Here is a 14,017-nt window from a genome sequence, read left to right as displayed (position 1 = left end):
CAAGTCGCCGCCTGGATCTTCAGCGCGAAGGGCACTGATCAGTGGCGCACCACTATGGGCCGTCCCCGGCGTGGACGCGACCGATGTGACACCCCAGCGGTTGCGCTCCCGCTACCACCTTCACTGATGCGCGGGGCTTGGCCAGCCAGCTGTGGCACTACCGCAGCCCCGGGTCACGGGGCACGCAAGTCGTGCCGATGTCGCCAGTTACACCCACACTCCGGCCGGCAAGCCGGCGCCGCGCACCGACGTCACGGCAAAGAACATCTGGACCTATGGCTACGACCTGTGCGGCCGTCAGATCACCGTGAATGACCGACACCAGAACCACCACCCGGCCGGCACTTGGTGGGAGATTTGCGTGAGCGATGCGTGAGCGGACGGGCTGGAAAGGGCCAACCCATCACGGACAGTGAAACATGTCGCGCGGCGCTGACCAGCAGGAACAGCACCGTGCGGCGCGGTTCGTCACTCACGATCACGATCCCAGCGGCGCTTGTAAAGCGAAGGTCGTCGGTTCGAATCCGACAGGGGGCTCTCATTCCCACCCTGGATGACCTGCAGTTTTGGTCGTCTAGGAGCGTCATCAACGGCCTCGGACTCTGCGTCCGGGGCCGCTTGCGTGAGCGATGCGTGAGCGGACGGCCCAACCGGTTCTGCGAGTGCCTCGGACGGGGGAGCACCGTTCGGCCCGTTCGCCCTGCTGGCGCGGGGTACGAGGAGCGCCGCGCGCTCGGCGATGGCCCGGTCGAATTCCGGCAGCAGGCTGGTGTAGACGTCCGCGCTGACGGTGAGGGACGAGTGGCCCAGTGTCTCCTGGATGTCCTTCATGTCGCCGCCCGCCGCTTCGACTACGGGCGCACTACTCCGGCGGCTTCCAGCCGCTTGCCCCACGGCGACACCGAGTCTGGACCGCGAGGGGCAGTTCCCCAGTCCTCCCAGGCGGGGGCCCGCTCGCGCAGGGTCTTCAGCAGGCCCGTGCGGCGGGAACTTGCACCGCAGGTCACTCTCGCGCGTGACGATGAGCATCGTGACCCACTCGACCACAGCGTGCGGCAGGTCGAGCGCGCTGGTGTAGAAGTCCAACGAGGCTTCTACGCCGCTGGGTTAAGACGTCGAACACCTCCCTCAACGGTTCGGGAGCCTCGTGTGTTGCGTTCTGGTCCCCCTCACCGCCGTCACTCGATCGGTGACCACATTGAAAGGGTTCAGTGATACTGCCCAGCAGATCTGGGCTCTGGTCGTCCTGATGACGAGGCTTTCGCGCGCCGTGTGAGCGAAAGATCCTCCGGCCCATCTGACGTCTGAGTACCCTTGATCCAGTCATCGCGGCCCGACGGGCTTCCGCTCCACCTCAGTGGAGTTTCGAAGGACATGCCCCCACCCGCACGAGTCACTTCGTGCTGCCTGGGGGAACTCCTTGCTGCTCCGCGCGTCAGCCAGGACGGTTGCCGTCATGGCCCTTGACGGCTCGCTTCCGCTCCGCCTCACCGAGCAGTTCGTCCACATGCACGGGTACCGGCCCGGATCCTCCGAGGTCCGCTCGTGGGAGCGCAGCATTCCGCTGCTGGCCGCGGCGCTGAACGACGCCGGTCTCGGTGACGTGGAGGTGATGCTGGAGTACGCATTGCCGCTGAACAGCAAGCGAGCCGACGCCGTGCTCGCCGGCGTGCATCCGGTCAGCGGCGAGCCGTCCTATGTCGTTGTCGAGCTGAAGCAGTGGAGCCAGGCCAGCCCGCACGACGACGACCCCGAGCTCTGCCTTGTAGATGCCTACGCGCATCCGGTCCTCAACCCGATCGAGCAGGTACGTCGGTACTGCGAGTACTTGGTCAACTTCAATGGCGCCCTTGCCGGGCATCCGAAGCGGGTCGGTGGCGTTGCGTACCTCCACAACGCCACCGAGTACGGCGTGAATGGTCTGCGGGAGGTGGAACTCGACGACCGGGGGCAATTGTTCACCGCCGAAGGCAGGGGAGCATTCCTCGACTACCTCCGCGCCAAGCTGTCCGACAAGCATCCGGGGGCTGGGGCAGCCGACGAGCTCCTGGCCGGCAAGACCGTGCCGTCCCAGCAGCTGATGGCGCTAGCGGCACAGGAGGTGCGCGAGCGCGAACAGTTCGTTCTGCTGGACCAGCAGCAGGTCGCCTACCGGACGGTGCTCAATGCCGTCCGCGACGCCAAACAGTCCGACCACAAGACGGTCGTGGTCGTCACGGGTGGTCCTGGGACCGGCAAGAGCGTCATCGCGTTGTCGGTTCTCGGTGAGCTGTATCGCCAAGGCGTCCCGGCTTTGCACGCCACCGGATCCCAGTCGTTCACCAAGACCATGCGCAAGGTGGCCGGCGCCCGCAAGCGTGAAGTGCAGGATCTCTTCAAGTACTTCAACAGCTTCATGACGGCCGAGAAGAACACCCTCGACGTCGTGATCTGCGACGAAGCCCACCGCATCCGGGAAACCTCCGCCAACCGCTACACCTCGGCAGCCCACCGTACGGGCAGGCCGCAGATCGACGAACTCATCGACGTTGCCCGCGTTCCTGTCTTCCTCCTCGACGAGCACCAGGTCGTGCGCCCCGGCGAGATGGGGACGGTGGCTGAAATCGAGGCGGCTGCGACCCGCAAGGGAATCGACTGCCGTGTTGTGTCGCTGGACAGCCAGTTCCGTTGCGGCGGCAGCGACGCCTATCTGAGATGGGTAATACGGTTCCTCGGCCTGGAGCCGGGAGGCCCGGTCTCGTGGGAACCCGACGACCGTATGCACCTCCAGGTTGCGCGAAGCCCGCGGGAGATGGAGACGTTCCTCGAGGCTCGCCGCGCCGAGGACCACGCGAGTGCGCGGATGTCCGCCGGCTATTGCTGGCCCTGGTCACCGGAGCCCAGGCCCGGAGACCCGCTTCCGGCGGATGTCGTGATCGGCGACTGGACGCGCCCGTGGAACCTGCGCGGCGATCGTGCGATCTCCGGAGCACCTCCGTCCGCCTTGTGGGCGACCGACCCGGCCGGCTTCGGACAGATCGGCTGCGTCTACACCGCGCAGGGGTTCGAGTACGACTGGTCCGGAGTCATCATCGGCCCGGACCTGGTCTGGCGTGGCGACCGCTGGGTCACCGACCGTACGAAGTCCAAGGACCCGGTCTTCAAGAAGTCCACGCCGGACGCCGACGTGGACCGCCTGATTCGCAATACCTACAAGGTCCTGCTGACGCGCGGCATGGTCGGCACGGTGGTGTACTCGACGGACCCGGAGAGCCAGGACAGGCTGCGCGAGTTGGTCGAGGGTCAGCGGATCGCCGTTTCCGTCTGACGGCTCTTCTCCGACCGCCAGGACAATTGGACGGCTTGTCGGTCATAGGATCCGCTGCAGACCCGGCTGCCAGCGTCGGCCCTACTCTTCTCGCCGTAGTAGCTGCAGGGGTTGTGAGAAACAACTGATTCGGCCCGTGCAACGTAGCTACGGTCACTCCCGAGGGAATCTCCGCACATGTGGGGGAAGTGTGAGAGGGAAACAACAGCGCCGCTTGCCGCGCGGTAACCGGGCTCCGCGATGACGCCCGAACCACTTATCGCCGGAGAGGTGCCTCTTCAGGACGTCATGGCCCGGCTCCGGCTGGAGTGGCCGGTATTCCACTCCGAGGCGGATCTTCAACACAGCTTCGCGCGGGCATTGTGGGAACTGGCCCCCTCGATCCGATCCAGGCTGGAGGTGCGTCAGCACCAAGCGACTACGGCGCCCGCCGAGTACCTCGACCTGATGTGCATCGGTCCTTCGACCCGCACGGCCATCGAGTTCAAGTACCGCACCGCGGAACGGATCGGTACGGCTGGGCACGTCCCTGAGCAGTACGCGCTGAAGGCGCACTCCGCTGCTGACTTGGCCCGGCTCGGCTTCGTCTCCGACATCGCCAGGCTGGAGCGCTTCAGTAATCGACCTGACCAGAACGGTCTGGCGCTCCTCGTCACCAACGAAGCCGGGTTGTGGACACCGCCGAAGCAGGGCCGCAAGTCCACTCGGGACCAGGACTTCCGCATCCACGAAGGGCGCACGCTCACGGGGAACCTGCTCTGGGGCGGCGGCGACTACGAACCGAACACCCGGACGCTGCGCGGCAGGTACCGCCTCAACTGGCAGCCATACTCGCGCCAAGATGGGCTTCGGGGCGAATTCCAGTATCTGGCCGTCTTCACCGATCCCCAAGCTCCGCCAGATCAACTGCGTCGCTGACCCGGTAGTCGGCAGGGCGGTTGTCTGCCGGTCTTCGATGGGTCGCCTCACCCCGCACCCAGAAGCCGGTCTGAGCCGTTGTGCGCCATATGGCGTAGACGGACGCTGAGCCGTGCCGTAGGACATGAGGAGCCGGGAAGTGACCGGTTCCGCGAGAGGGGTTCGATGACATCCGAAGCGCTGCACTACTGGATCCTGGTCTTGGACTTGGAGAGTTTCAGCACGAGGTCCGACCTCATTCAGCGGTCCATGCGCGACGCGATGTACAAGGTGGTGGAGAGCGCCTTCGCGCAGGTGGGCATCGACCGTGGGGTGGTCGTTGCCGAGGATCGCGGGGACGGCATTCTGATGTTGGTGCCGCCCACGATCTCGCCGGTACGGCTGGCGGGGCCGTTGGTGCGTGCGCTCGATGACGGACTGCGTGAGAAGGCTCAGGTCTTCAGCTCAGCACACTCCCTGCGCATGCGACTGGCCCTCCACCAGGGGCTGGTCACGAAGGACCGGCACGGGTGGTCCGGGGACGCGGTGAACATGGCGTGCCGCCTGGTGGATGCGCAGCCGCTGCGTGACGTGCTGGAAGCTGCCGAATCCGCTCATCTGGCGTTCATCGTCTCGGGGCAGGTGTACGACGGTGTCGTTCGGCACGCCCATCGGGGGATCGACCCCGCCGCGTATCTCCCGCTGCAGTTCACCACCAAACACGGTGAGGTGGTCGAGAGTTGGATCACTGTGCCGGGGTTCAGCGCGCCGCCGGGACTGCCGCCGCGGCCGAAAGCTGCCGCAGAGCCGAAGCCGGCTGCGCTGTCGCCTTTCGCGGCCTCTGGAGGCGCCCAGCCGGATAACGGAGATGGCGCCCGCGCGCAGGACGGCGCGGTCGGCGGGAGCGCCATCCAGGTTGGTGTCGTCCACGGTGACGTCGTCGGCCGGGACAAGGTCGTTCACCAGCAAGGACCGGTCCGCTGGTGAATCAGCCCATACCGCTGGGGGGCGCGGGGGGAGGAGCTGCCGGTTCGGGAGCGGTTGGGGGAGCTTCCGAACCGGCACCGGCCACGGCCCCGCCTGCGGGCGGGGCCGATGGCGTGCCGGGAGGGGGTACCCCGGAAGCGGCGTCGGGCTCCGGTCACGGCCCCGACCCTGCTGCGCATGACGACGACCGGATCGGCACGGGCGGGGAAGACGCCGCCACCGGCCGCTTCGGAGCGGGATCCCAACGGCACGGCCACCTGCGCAACGCCTTCGCCAACGTGGACGGCGATGCTGTCGGCCGCGACAAGTACGTTTTCCTGCTCGGTGGGGCGCGCGAACGACTGCGGCCGTTGTCACCGGTGCTGCGTGAACGAATTCAGAACGCGTACGAGGAGGCACCGGGGTACGACGAGGCGCGCGTGGCGCTGGCCAAGCAGGGCATGGCCATCCTGCGCGGTGCCGACGGCCTGGGCAAAGCCGCCACCGCCGTACGGCTCCTCTTGCCATGCCGCGGACCGGTCTACCACCTCGACAGCGGGGTGGACTTCGCGTCGCTGGCCGACCGCCTGGACACCTCGGCAGCCGACGGTTCCGGTATGGGCATCGAAGCCGGTGCCGGCTTCCTGCTGGACCGGCCGGCGGACGCGGCGAATCTGCGTGGCGAGATATTCGACCGGTTGCAGACCGCCCTTCTGGACGCGAACGCCGTCATGGTCGTCACCATCGCCGATACCGACGTGGCGGACAGCGAGCTGCTGACCGGAGTGGTGGACCTGACCCGGCCACCGGTGCTCCGCGGCATCGTCAGGCGCTACCTTCGCTGGCGGTTCGGCGTGCGGGAGGCGGAGCGGATGCTCGCCGACGCCGAGGTGGAGGCGTTGCTCGCCGAGCACCTGGACGCCAACGCGACCTGCGGCAGCGCCGCGGATCTCGCCACCGCGCTGCATGACGAGTATCAGTCCGGCGAGCCTGACCTGCACCGGATCCGTGACCGGATGGCTCGTAAGGGCGTCGAGACCTTCGCGATCTGGGCCGGCAGTCTGACGGAGACCTTCACCCGCTGCTTCTCACTGGCGCTGGCCGTGCTCAACGGCCTGCCGCAGGAGGACATCACCGACGCCGCGCGCATGCTGGAACGTCGGCTGGACGCAGTTCGCGTTCACACCGGATCGCAGGATCCGGCGGTCCGTTACCAGCCATTGCCAGCACACGACCCCCTGGCTCTGCCGATGCGGAAGCTGCTGGCCCGGCTGCGCGCCGGCCGGGTCGACGCGCCCGGCACGGGATGCTGTTTGGAGTACCAGGATCCGGACTATCCGCGGCAGGTGCTCGCGCACGCCTGGTCGGAGTACCCGATTCAGGAGCTGCTGCTCGGCTGGCTGGGCGAGTTGGTCACGGACCGCTCCGACGAGGTGCGGGTGTACGCGGCGGTGGCTCTCGGCGGACTGCTGCCGACGGCGTTTCCGTACCTGAACCGGCGCGTGCTGGCCGGTTGGGCGTTCCATCAGGACGAGCGGTTTCGTGAGGCGGTCGCCTACGCGCTGTCGATCGGGGCCGGCGATCCGGAACTACGCCCACAGATCGACGTGCTGGTCGCCGAATGGTTCGCCGATCGGAGCCGTCCGCTCGGCCAGGCCACGGCCGCACGGGTGTACGGCCTGCTGTCGGCCTCCGGCGACGCGGAGCAGAACATCACGCGGCTGGCCCGGCTGTCGGCTGTGGACAGCATCAAGGTCGCGGTGGCCATCGGCAACGCTTACACCGACCTCCTGGCGGACGACTACACACGGGCACCTTTGGTGCTGGGTGCGCTGCGGACCGGCCTGGCGCCGCCGCAGACCCGCCCCACTTGCCTGCTGGCCTTTCTGATCATGGCGACCGGCCTCGTCATCGACGGCACGCAACCGGAATTCGAGGGCTATGACGGATGGCCGGCGCTGCTCTTCCTGAGCGAAGTCCGGGCCGAGGTACGCGATCCGCTGGTGCTGCTGTGGCGTGAGGCGCTGGGCCAGCCCATCTCCCATCGGCAGGCACAACAGACGCTGCGGAACTGGGCGGCGCTCGCCGAGACGGACTCCCGGCTGCGGGAGACCTTTCTGAACATGCTGGGAGCCCTAGTGCACGGTGATGGCCGCTCGGGCCGCATCATCCGCCGGTACGCCGCCGAATGGACCGATCGTGACGAACTCGCCCCGCTGCCGCTCACTGCGTGGGCCGTGAACAGAGTGCTCGACCGAGAGAAGGAATGACATGGCTGCGACGCTGCCCCTGATCACCAGCGTGGACTCGATGCCGAGCGATCAGCACAAGGATTGGTGGGACCGGCACCGTAACGTGGCCATCGTTCATATCGCCTCCGACGGCAAGCTCACCGTCGGCACGAGTGCGACCCCGAATTTCTGGGCGAAGGTGCTCGGCAGGAGCGGTACCCGGCTGGCGGTCGACCTCGGCGACCATCGACGGCAGGCGGCAGTGCGCAGCACCCCGCTGCCGTGCAGCGACCAGGCGCATCGTTTCGAGGCCACGCTGGATGTCGGCTTCCGGGTCGAGGACCCGGAGCAGGTGGTGCGCCGCAGTGTTCCCGACGCGCTGCCCATTGTGTACGGACACGTCATCCACCTTCTGCGCACGACCGCGCGCCGCTACGCGATCGATGAGGCCGACCGGGCGGAGGAGGAGGTGAACAGGGCGTTCCAGCAGCCGGTCCGGCTCCCTGAAGGTCTGACGATCTACCTGTGCCGGGTCCATATCGAGCCGGACGACGACGCGAGGCAGTACATCAAGGCGCTGACCCGGGCGCGCCGGGACGGGACTCTGGGGCAGCGGCAACACGAGAAGCGGGTGGCGGAGGTCACGTCGGACGAGGCCGTCGAGAACCTCAGGCTCACCGGAGAACTGGATCGCGAGAAGCGCCGTGGTGCTGCCCTTGCCGGGATGAGCTGGGACATCGAGGGGCTCATCCGGCAGCATCTCGTCAAGCATCCCGAGGACACGGAGCGTGCGCTGCAACTGCGTCTCGAGTGGGAGAGCACTCAGGCCATGCGCTGGGAGCTGGGCACCCAGCGCAGCGACGAGATGTTCAAGTTCATGGTCGAGAAGGACTTCTTCCGGGCTCCGGACCTGATGTCGTCCTACGGTGGTCCGGCAGTAGGCGCGCTCCCGATGTACGGCCCGCAGGTCGGGGGGCCGCCACCGCCCGCCGTGGGGCCGGCCGCCACCGCCCCGGTGATGTGGGGCGGCGCGGCCGCGGTCGCGGGCCCGGCACCAGGGGCGCCGGCCGGTGCGGCCCCGGCGGGCGCCGGGGCGACGATGCCGGTCTACGTGGTGCTCGACGCCTCGCAGTCGGCCGCGCCGTTCACCGCGGGCTTCAACGACGCGCTGCGTTCGCTCCACACCGCACTGACCCAGAGCCCCGACGTGGCGGCAGGCCTGCGGCTGTCCGTGATCGGCTTCGCCGAACGCCCGGACATGAGGATGCCGTTGACACGGGTCGACTGGGGCACGGATGTGCCCCATCTCTCGGCCGGCGGCGGCCTGCACCTCGCCGCGGCCTTCGACGGGCTGCTCGACCTGCTGCCCGGAGATGTTGACCGTCTCAAGCACGGCGGTGGCCGGGTCCACCGTCCCGTGGTGTTCCTGGTGACCACCGCCCCTCCGCAGGACAACGTGAAATGGCCCGACGCCCGGCAGAGCCTCGCGGCACACCGTTACGCCCCCACCATCGTCGCCTGCGGTCTGGGCACAGCAGAATCCCGCGGTGTGCTGCGGATCGCCTCCAGTCCTGAGCTGGCCTTCGTCGCGGACCCCGCGGTTCCCGCGGCGGACCAGACGGCCCTGTTCTCCGCTTTGCTGCAGAACACCTTGCTGCATCTGGGCCGTGGCGTGCTCGCCGGGCGCCCGGACCTGATCGCCGAGTGTCCGAAGGGGTTGCTGCCCGCCGCGACGGTGGGGTGAGCCATGACAGTTCCCGCAATTGCACCGCCCGACAGCCACCCACAGAAGAAGGAACACCGCAGTGTCCGATAACCGTGGCTCTCTACTGCCTGTCTACGTACTAGCCGACGAGTCCGGGTCGATGACCAAACACCTTGGCGAACTGAATCAGGGCCTTCAGTCGTTGCACAACACCCTGCTGGGCGAACCGATGGCCGCGGCGAAAGTGCGCTTCTCGGTCCTGGGCTTCTCCGACGACGTCGTGACGCGGGTGGAACTCGCCGATCTGCGCAGGGAGACCCAGCTGCCTGAGCTGGTCACCCGGGGCACCACCAGTTACGAAGCGGTGTTCACCGCGCTGCTGAACCGGCTGCCGCACGACATCAACCGGTTGAAGTCCGAGGGGTACAAGGTTCACCGCCCGGCGGTGTTCTTCCTCAGCGATGGCATGCCCAACTCCGGTGAGGACTGGAAGACCCCGCATCGGCGACTGACCGACCGGGGTGTGACGCCCGCGGCGCCGAACGTCGTTGCCTGCGGTATCGGCCAGGCCGCTCCGGCGATGATGCTGGAGGTGGCAACGAAACAGGAGTTCGCCCTGGTGGCAGTGGCAGGTGCCGATCTGGGCACGGCCATCTCCTCGTTCTTCCTGGCCCTCACCCAGAGCATGGTGGAGTCCGGCCGCAGCTTGGCGAACGGCAATGCCGAGTTGATCGTCACGAAGCCCGAGGGTTTCCACATGGCAATTGACGAGGTCTGAAATGGACAGGCCGAATTCCGCCGGCCGGGCGGGCGAGGGCGCCGGGATCGACGACTACGTACGATCGGACGGGTGGCGCGGGGACTTCGACCAGCCTCCTGTGCCGCTGTTTCATCCGCCGCCCGAACGTCCGCCCAGCGCTCGTCCCGGCGTCGCGCATCCGGCGGCAGCACCGCCCTCCGTCAGGCCGCCGGCTGCAGCCTTACCCGCCCCGCCGCCCGCGACGGCTCAACCGGAGCCGTACTCGCCTGCGGACTGGGAGGCGATCACCGTTGGGGAGCCGGGGTACCGATTCGAACCCAGGCCGCCCGCAGCGCCGTCGTACCGCCCGGACACCGTTTACGACGGGTGGTCCACGGATCTCGTGACGGTGCGCTTGGCGTCCGTGCGCGGGTACGCCCACCGCTACGCGGGCCGGCCACGCGAGGACGACGTGGCGGTCTCCGTGCACGAGCCCACCCAGAGCGTGGTGTTCGCCGTTGCGGACGGTGTGTCCTCGGCCGAGCAGTCCTCGATCGGCTCGGCCCTGGCGTGCCGGGGGGCGGTCAGTAATTTGCTGCAGCAACTGGACTCAGGGGCCCCCACCGTGGACTGGCCCCATGTGGTGCGGTCGGCTGCCTGGCAACTCGTCGCCCGGGCGGCGGCTGGGCGTGAGCCCGAAGGGGCCTACAGCGAAGAGGCCGAGCGCAAGTACGCGACGACCCTGGTGACCGGTGTCGTGCGGATCGACGAGTCCGGGGTACCGGAGGTCAGCCTCGTCCAGGTCGGTGACTCCGGCGCCTGGTTGCTCGACAGGAGCGGGGGCGGCTATCAGCGTCTCCTGACGACGAAGGACTCGTACGGAACTGAGGTGCTGTCCTCGGCGGTGACGCCGCTGCCCCGGGTTCCTTCGCCCCTCCCGGTCCAGCGGACGGTACTCGGTCCCGCATCCGTTCTCCTCGTCGGCACCGACGGTTTCGGGGACGCGCTGGGTGACGGCACGGGTGCCGTTGGGGAACTGTTCCACCGGCACCTGCGCACTCCGGTACCCGCTCGCGGGCTCGCCCACCTGTTGGACTTCTCCCGGGAGACCTTCGACGACGACCGCACGCTGCTCGCCATCTGGCCGAGACACCTGCTGCAGGAGGCCCGGAGATGACCGGGCGTGCTCCGCACGTCGACCTCGACTCGCTCGTCAAGGAGCGACACCTCGGCAAGGGCGGCCAGGGAGAGGTGTGGGCGATCAAGGAAAGGAAGATCAACAAGGAGTGGCCGATCGCCTACAAGGAGTACTCGGATACTTCGCTTCGCGAAGCCGACTTCGCGGCGCTGGAGGCGATGGTCGAGTTCATTCCGTCGCTCGACGCAGCCGTGGGCCGCTGGCTGGCGGAGCGCAGCGCGTGGCCCGTGGCGATCGTCGATCAGGCGGGGCGGTCCCGCGGATTTCTGATGCGTCAGGTGCCGGACGACTTCACGACCGAATTGGCCACCGCTCCGGGGCGCCGGCGGATCGCCGATCTTCAGTTCCTGCTGAACGATCAGCAGTACATCGAGCGGATCGGCATCACGATCAGCGACCGGCAGCGCCTACTGCTGCTCAAGGACCTGGCGGATCTGCTCGGTCGACTGCATAAACTCGACGTGGCTGTCGGGGACCTGTCGGCGAGGAATCTCCTGTTCACCCTGGCTCCGCGTCCGGCTTGCTTCTTCATCGACTGCGACGCCATGCGACTGCGGGGGCGCAGCGTGCTGGAGCAGGCGGAGACCCCGGGCTGGAAGGTCCCGGACGGGGAACCGCTGGCGACTGCGGAGGGTGACCGGTACAAGTTCACCCTGCTGGCGATCCGGCTCTTCCTCGGTGAGCAGGAGGGCACCGATACTGCTCAACTGGCGCAGGTGTCGAACGAGTTGGCTGTACTGGCCGGGTGGGGCCTCTCGGCGAACCCCAAGGAACGGCCCAGTATGCAGGACTGGGGCGGGGCATTGGAGCGGGCGATCGCCGACCCGCAACGGCACCGGCCGCTACGCAGGGTTCCGGCGTCACCGCCGACCGCCCCCGCGCAGGCACCGCCGACCGTGCCAAGGAGACCTCCCTTCGCGACGGCTCCCCCGCGCACATCGCCTCCACCGCGCGTGCAGTACATGCCGCAGGCCGCGGGCCCTACCTGGACCGGTCAGCGGCCGATGCCTCAGCAGCCCCGGAGTCCGATGTCGCCGGCGAGGGGAGCCGCCATCGTGGCAGCGGTGCTCGCGGCCCTGCTCTTCATCGGCTTCGGCACCCATCTCGTGCGCTCCGGCGACGGCTCGGCGCCCGCGGGCAGCGAGGCGGCTTCCACCGGCACCGGCGGATCGGGCGGCGAGGGACAGACCCCGGCAGACGGCACCGGTTCCGCGGCCCGTGACCAAGCCGCCGCGGTGGACGCGTTGCTGCAGGAGAACGCAGGCACACGCAGCGGAGTCGGCGCCGCGGTCGCGTCCGTGCAGCGCTGCGACACGCTGTCGAACGACGCCGACGTCTTCTCGCGTGCGGCCACTGCTCGCCGGGATCTGCTGGCCCGGCTGGACCATCTGGACGTCGGTGGTCTGTCCGGCGGCGATCAGGCAGTCACCGATCTGCGGACTGCCTGGTCGGCATCGGCGGAGGCCGACGACGCCTATCGCCGATGGGCCGTGAGCCTGAACTCGGGGGGTTGCTCGCCGGACCACACGGGGGACGCGCCAGAGTTCCAGGACGCTGCCGAGGCAAGCGGCCGGGCCACCGAGGCGAAGAAGACGTTCGTCGGGGAGTGGAACGACATCGCGGACCGGTACGGGCTGACCCGTTACTCGTGGGACAACGTGTGAGGCTCCTGTCCGGCGCTGCGCCCCGGTGCGTGGCCCTCCCCGCGCGGCGCGATCCAGCCCGGCACCGCACCAGGGTCCTCGGCTCGGTGGCGCAGCGCGTGCAGCCCGGCCAACTCCAGCGCCTGGCGCCCGGTGGTGAGCAGCTTCTCCCGGCGCCACTCCTCCAGGATCCGGCTGATCGTCCGGCGCGAGCTGACTACCAGACCGGCCAGGTCGTCCTGTGACAGCGGCAGGTCGATCCGCAACGAGCCGTCGGTGGTGCGCCTGCCGTAGCGTTCCCCGAGGTCCAGAACCAGGGCGGCCAGCCGCGCTTCGACCGGCACCGAGCCGATCGCGGCCCGGTGCCGGTCGGCCTCGCGCAACCGGCGTGACAGTACCTGCTGCACTGCTGCGCCCATCGTGGGTTGCGACCAGAGGAGAGCCGCGAACCGGCTGGCGGGGACGACCAGTGCCTCGGTGTCCGTCAGCGCGTAGATCGACGCCGAGCGCGGCTGCCGGTCCAGGCCGGCCTGCTCGCCGAGCAGGTCACCGCCGTTGCGCAGCGCCAGCACGACCTGGTAGCCCGTCCCTGACTCGGCGTATACCTTCACGCAACCGGTGCGCAGGACAAGGACGTGATCGGAGAACTCGTCCTGTCTCAGCAGGTGCGATCTCGCGGAGTACGTGTGTACGTGGCCTGCGGACACGAGGCGTTCCCGGGCGGTCCCGTCGAGGAGGGACCAGAACGTCTCCCTCTCGGGCCGCCGTTCGTTCAGCGACTCGTGCTCGTTGTCGGGGTTCATATTCAACCGGTCACTACAGCCAGGGAGAGCAGGACCAGGCCGGCCACTGCCAGGATCAGCGACTGCCGTACCCGGCGGTGCTTGGCCCAGGCGATGCCGCTCATGGCCACGAGCTGGCCGGTCAGCGCCGGCAACGGATCAGCCGTGGTGAGCCGATCGGCCAGTTCCTGCGGCGCCCAGAGACGCAAATGGCCGTAGAACAGGTAATCGTCAAGCCCTGGAGGGCCGTTCGGCCGTGTCCCCGCCCTCGGTAGCACCACCGAGACCGCAGCGAACGCGGCAAGCACCAACATTCCCGCACCGGCCCACAGGGCACCCTGCGCCCATGACGCGGAGATCCCGCCGAATCCGTGACTGGTGCCGACCGAGGCGCCGATCCCGGCGAGCAGGGCCGATTCAATGGTCAGAGCGAATGACGCCTTTGCGTCGATCCGACCGGTCCAGTCGGCGAGTGAGGCATGTAATCGCCATGCCGTCGCTACCGCATCGTCGTGCGCCATCGCCGACCTCTTCCCCCACCGCGCCGCG

Annotated in this window: 12 protein-coding genes and 1 pseudogene; 9 read left to right on the top strand and 4 right to left on the bottom strand. The window is 68.4% G+C overall.

Annotated elements, in window-relative coordinates; all coding sequences use genetic code 11:
* Nucleotides 1-151 precede the first annotated feature (151 nt).
* Nucleotides 152-376, top strand: a complete 225-nt coding sequence (locus O3X23_RS15590; RefSeq protein ID WP_269271971.1) for a hypothetical protein — start codon at nucleotides 152-154, stop codon at nucleotides 374-376.
* Nucleotides 377-468: 92 nt separating this feature from the next.
* Here O3X23_RS15590 and O3X23_RS44180 read toward each other — a convergent pair whose 3' ends face one another.
* Both O3X23_RS44180 and O3X23_RS15585 read right to left on the bottom strand, forming a co-directional pair.
* Nucleotides 469-942, bottom strand: a complete 474-nt coding sequence (locus O3X23_RS44180; RefSeq protein ID WP_443047865.1) for a hypothetical protein — start codon at nucleotides 940-942, stop codon at nucleotides 469-471.
* A 36-nt stretch (nucleotides 943-978) separates the two neighbouring features.
* Nucleotides 979-1,086, bottom strand: a pseudogene (locus O3X23_RS15585) (IS5/IS1182 family transposase); the annotation flags it as partial.
* 334 nt (nucleotides 1,087-1,420) lie between these two features.
* Between O3X23_RS15585 and O3X23_RS15580 the strand changes: the two are divergent.
* From O3X23_RS15580 to O3X23_RS15545, 8 genes are all read left to right on the top strand, one after another.
* On the top strand, nucleotides 1,421-3,307 hold the full coding sequence (locus O3X23_RS15580) for a DUF2075 domain-containing protein (protein WP_269271970.1): 1,887 nt from the start codon (nucleotides 1,421-1,423) through the stop codon (nucleotides 3,305-3,307).
* A 270-nt stretch (nucleotides 3,308-3,577) separates the two neighbouring features.
* Nucleotides 3,578-4,225, top strand: coding sequence for a hypothetical protein (locus O3X23_RS15575; RefSeq protein WP_269271969.1), 648 nt, complete (start codon nucleotides 3,578-3,580; stop codon nucleotides 4,223-4,225).
* A 165-nt stretch (nucleotides 4,226-4,390) separates the two neighbouring features.
* Nucleotides 4,391-5,191 (top strand): hypothetical protein, encoded by an 801-nt coding sequence (locus O3X23_RS15570; protein ID WP_269271968.1) that lies wholly within the window; start codon nucleotides 4,391-4,393, stop codon nucleotides 5,189-5,191.
* A gap of 113 nt (nucleotides 5,192-5,304) precedes the next feature.
* Nucleotides 5,305-7,440 (top strand): hypothetical protein, encoded by a 2,136-nt coding sequence (locus tag O3X23_RS15565; RefSeq protein WP_269271967.1) that lies wholly within the window; start codon nucleotides 5,305-5,307, stop codon nucleotides 7,438-7,440.
* A 1-nt stretch (nucleotide 7,441) separates the two neighbouring features.
* A complete protein-coding gene (locus tag O3X23_RS15560; protein ID WP_269271966.1) occupies nucleotides 7,442-9,145 on the top strand; it encodes a vWA domain-containing protein in 1,704 nt (567 codons plus the stop codon).
* A gap of 61 nt (nucleotides 9,146-9,206) precedes the next feature.
* On the top strand, nucleotides 9,207-9,884 hold the full coding sequence (locus O3X23_RS15555) for a vWA domain-containing protein (RefSeq protein WP_269271965.1): 678 nt from the start codon (nucleotides 9,207-9,209) through the stop codon (nucleotides 9,882-9,884).
* Between the two features lie 364 nt (nucleotides 9,885-10,248).
* A complete protein-coding gene (locus tag O3X23_RS15550; RefSeq protein ID WP_269271964.1) occupies nucleotides 10,249-11,022 on the top strand; it encodes a protein phosphatase 2C domain-containing protein in 774 nt (257 codons plus the stop codon).
* Nucleotides 11,019-12,707, top strand: coding sequence for a hypothetical protein (locus O3X23_RS15545; protein WP_269271963.1), 1,689 nt, complete (start codon nucleotides 11,019-11,021; stop codon nucleotides 12,705-12,707). The genes O3X23_RS15550 and O3X23_RS15545 overlap by 4 nt, the downstream gene beginning before the upstream one ends.
* On the opposite strand, the gene O3X23_RS15540 is transcribed toward O3X23_RS15545, so the two are convergent.
* Nucleotides 12,686-13,489 carry a Crp/Fnr family transcriptional regulator gene (locus O3X23_RS15540; protein WP_269271962.1) on the bottom strand — a complete coding sequence of 268 codons (804 nt, stop codon included), beginning with the start codon at nucleotides 13,487-13,489 and terminating at the stop codon, nucleotides 12,686-12,688. The genes O3X23_RS15545 and O3X23_RS15540 overlap by 22 nt on opposite strands.
* Nucleotides 13,490-13,491: 2 nt before the next feature.
* Nucleotides 13,492-13,989, bottom strand: coding sequence for a Pycsar system effector family protein (locus O3X23_RS15535; protein WP_269271961.1), 498 nt, complete (start codon nucleotides 13,987-13,989; stop codon nucleotides 13,492-13,494).
* Nucleotides 13,990-14,017: the final 28 nt, after the last annotated feature.

It is taken from the genome of Streptomyces sp. H39-S7 (assembly GCF_027158205.1).
Lineage (GTDB): Bacteria > Actinomycetota > Actinomycetes > Streptomycetales > Streptomycetaceae > Actinacidiphila.
Note: the sequence above shows the minus strand (reverse complement) of the source record. Positions and strands in the feature narration are given on the sequence as shown.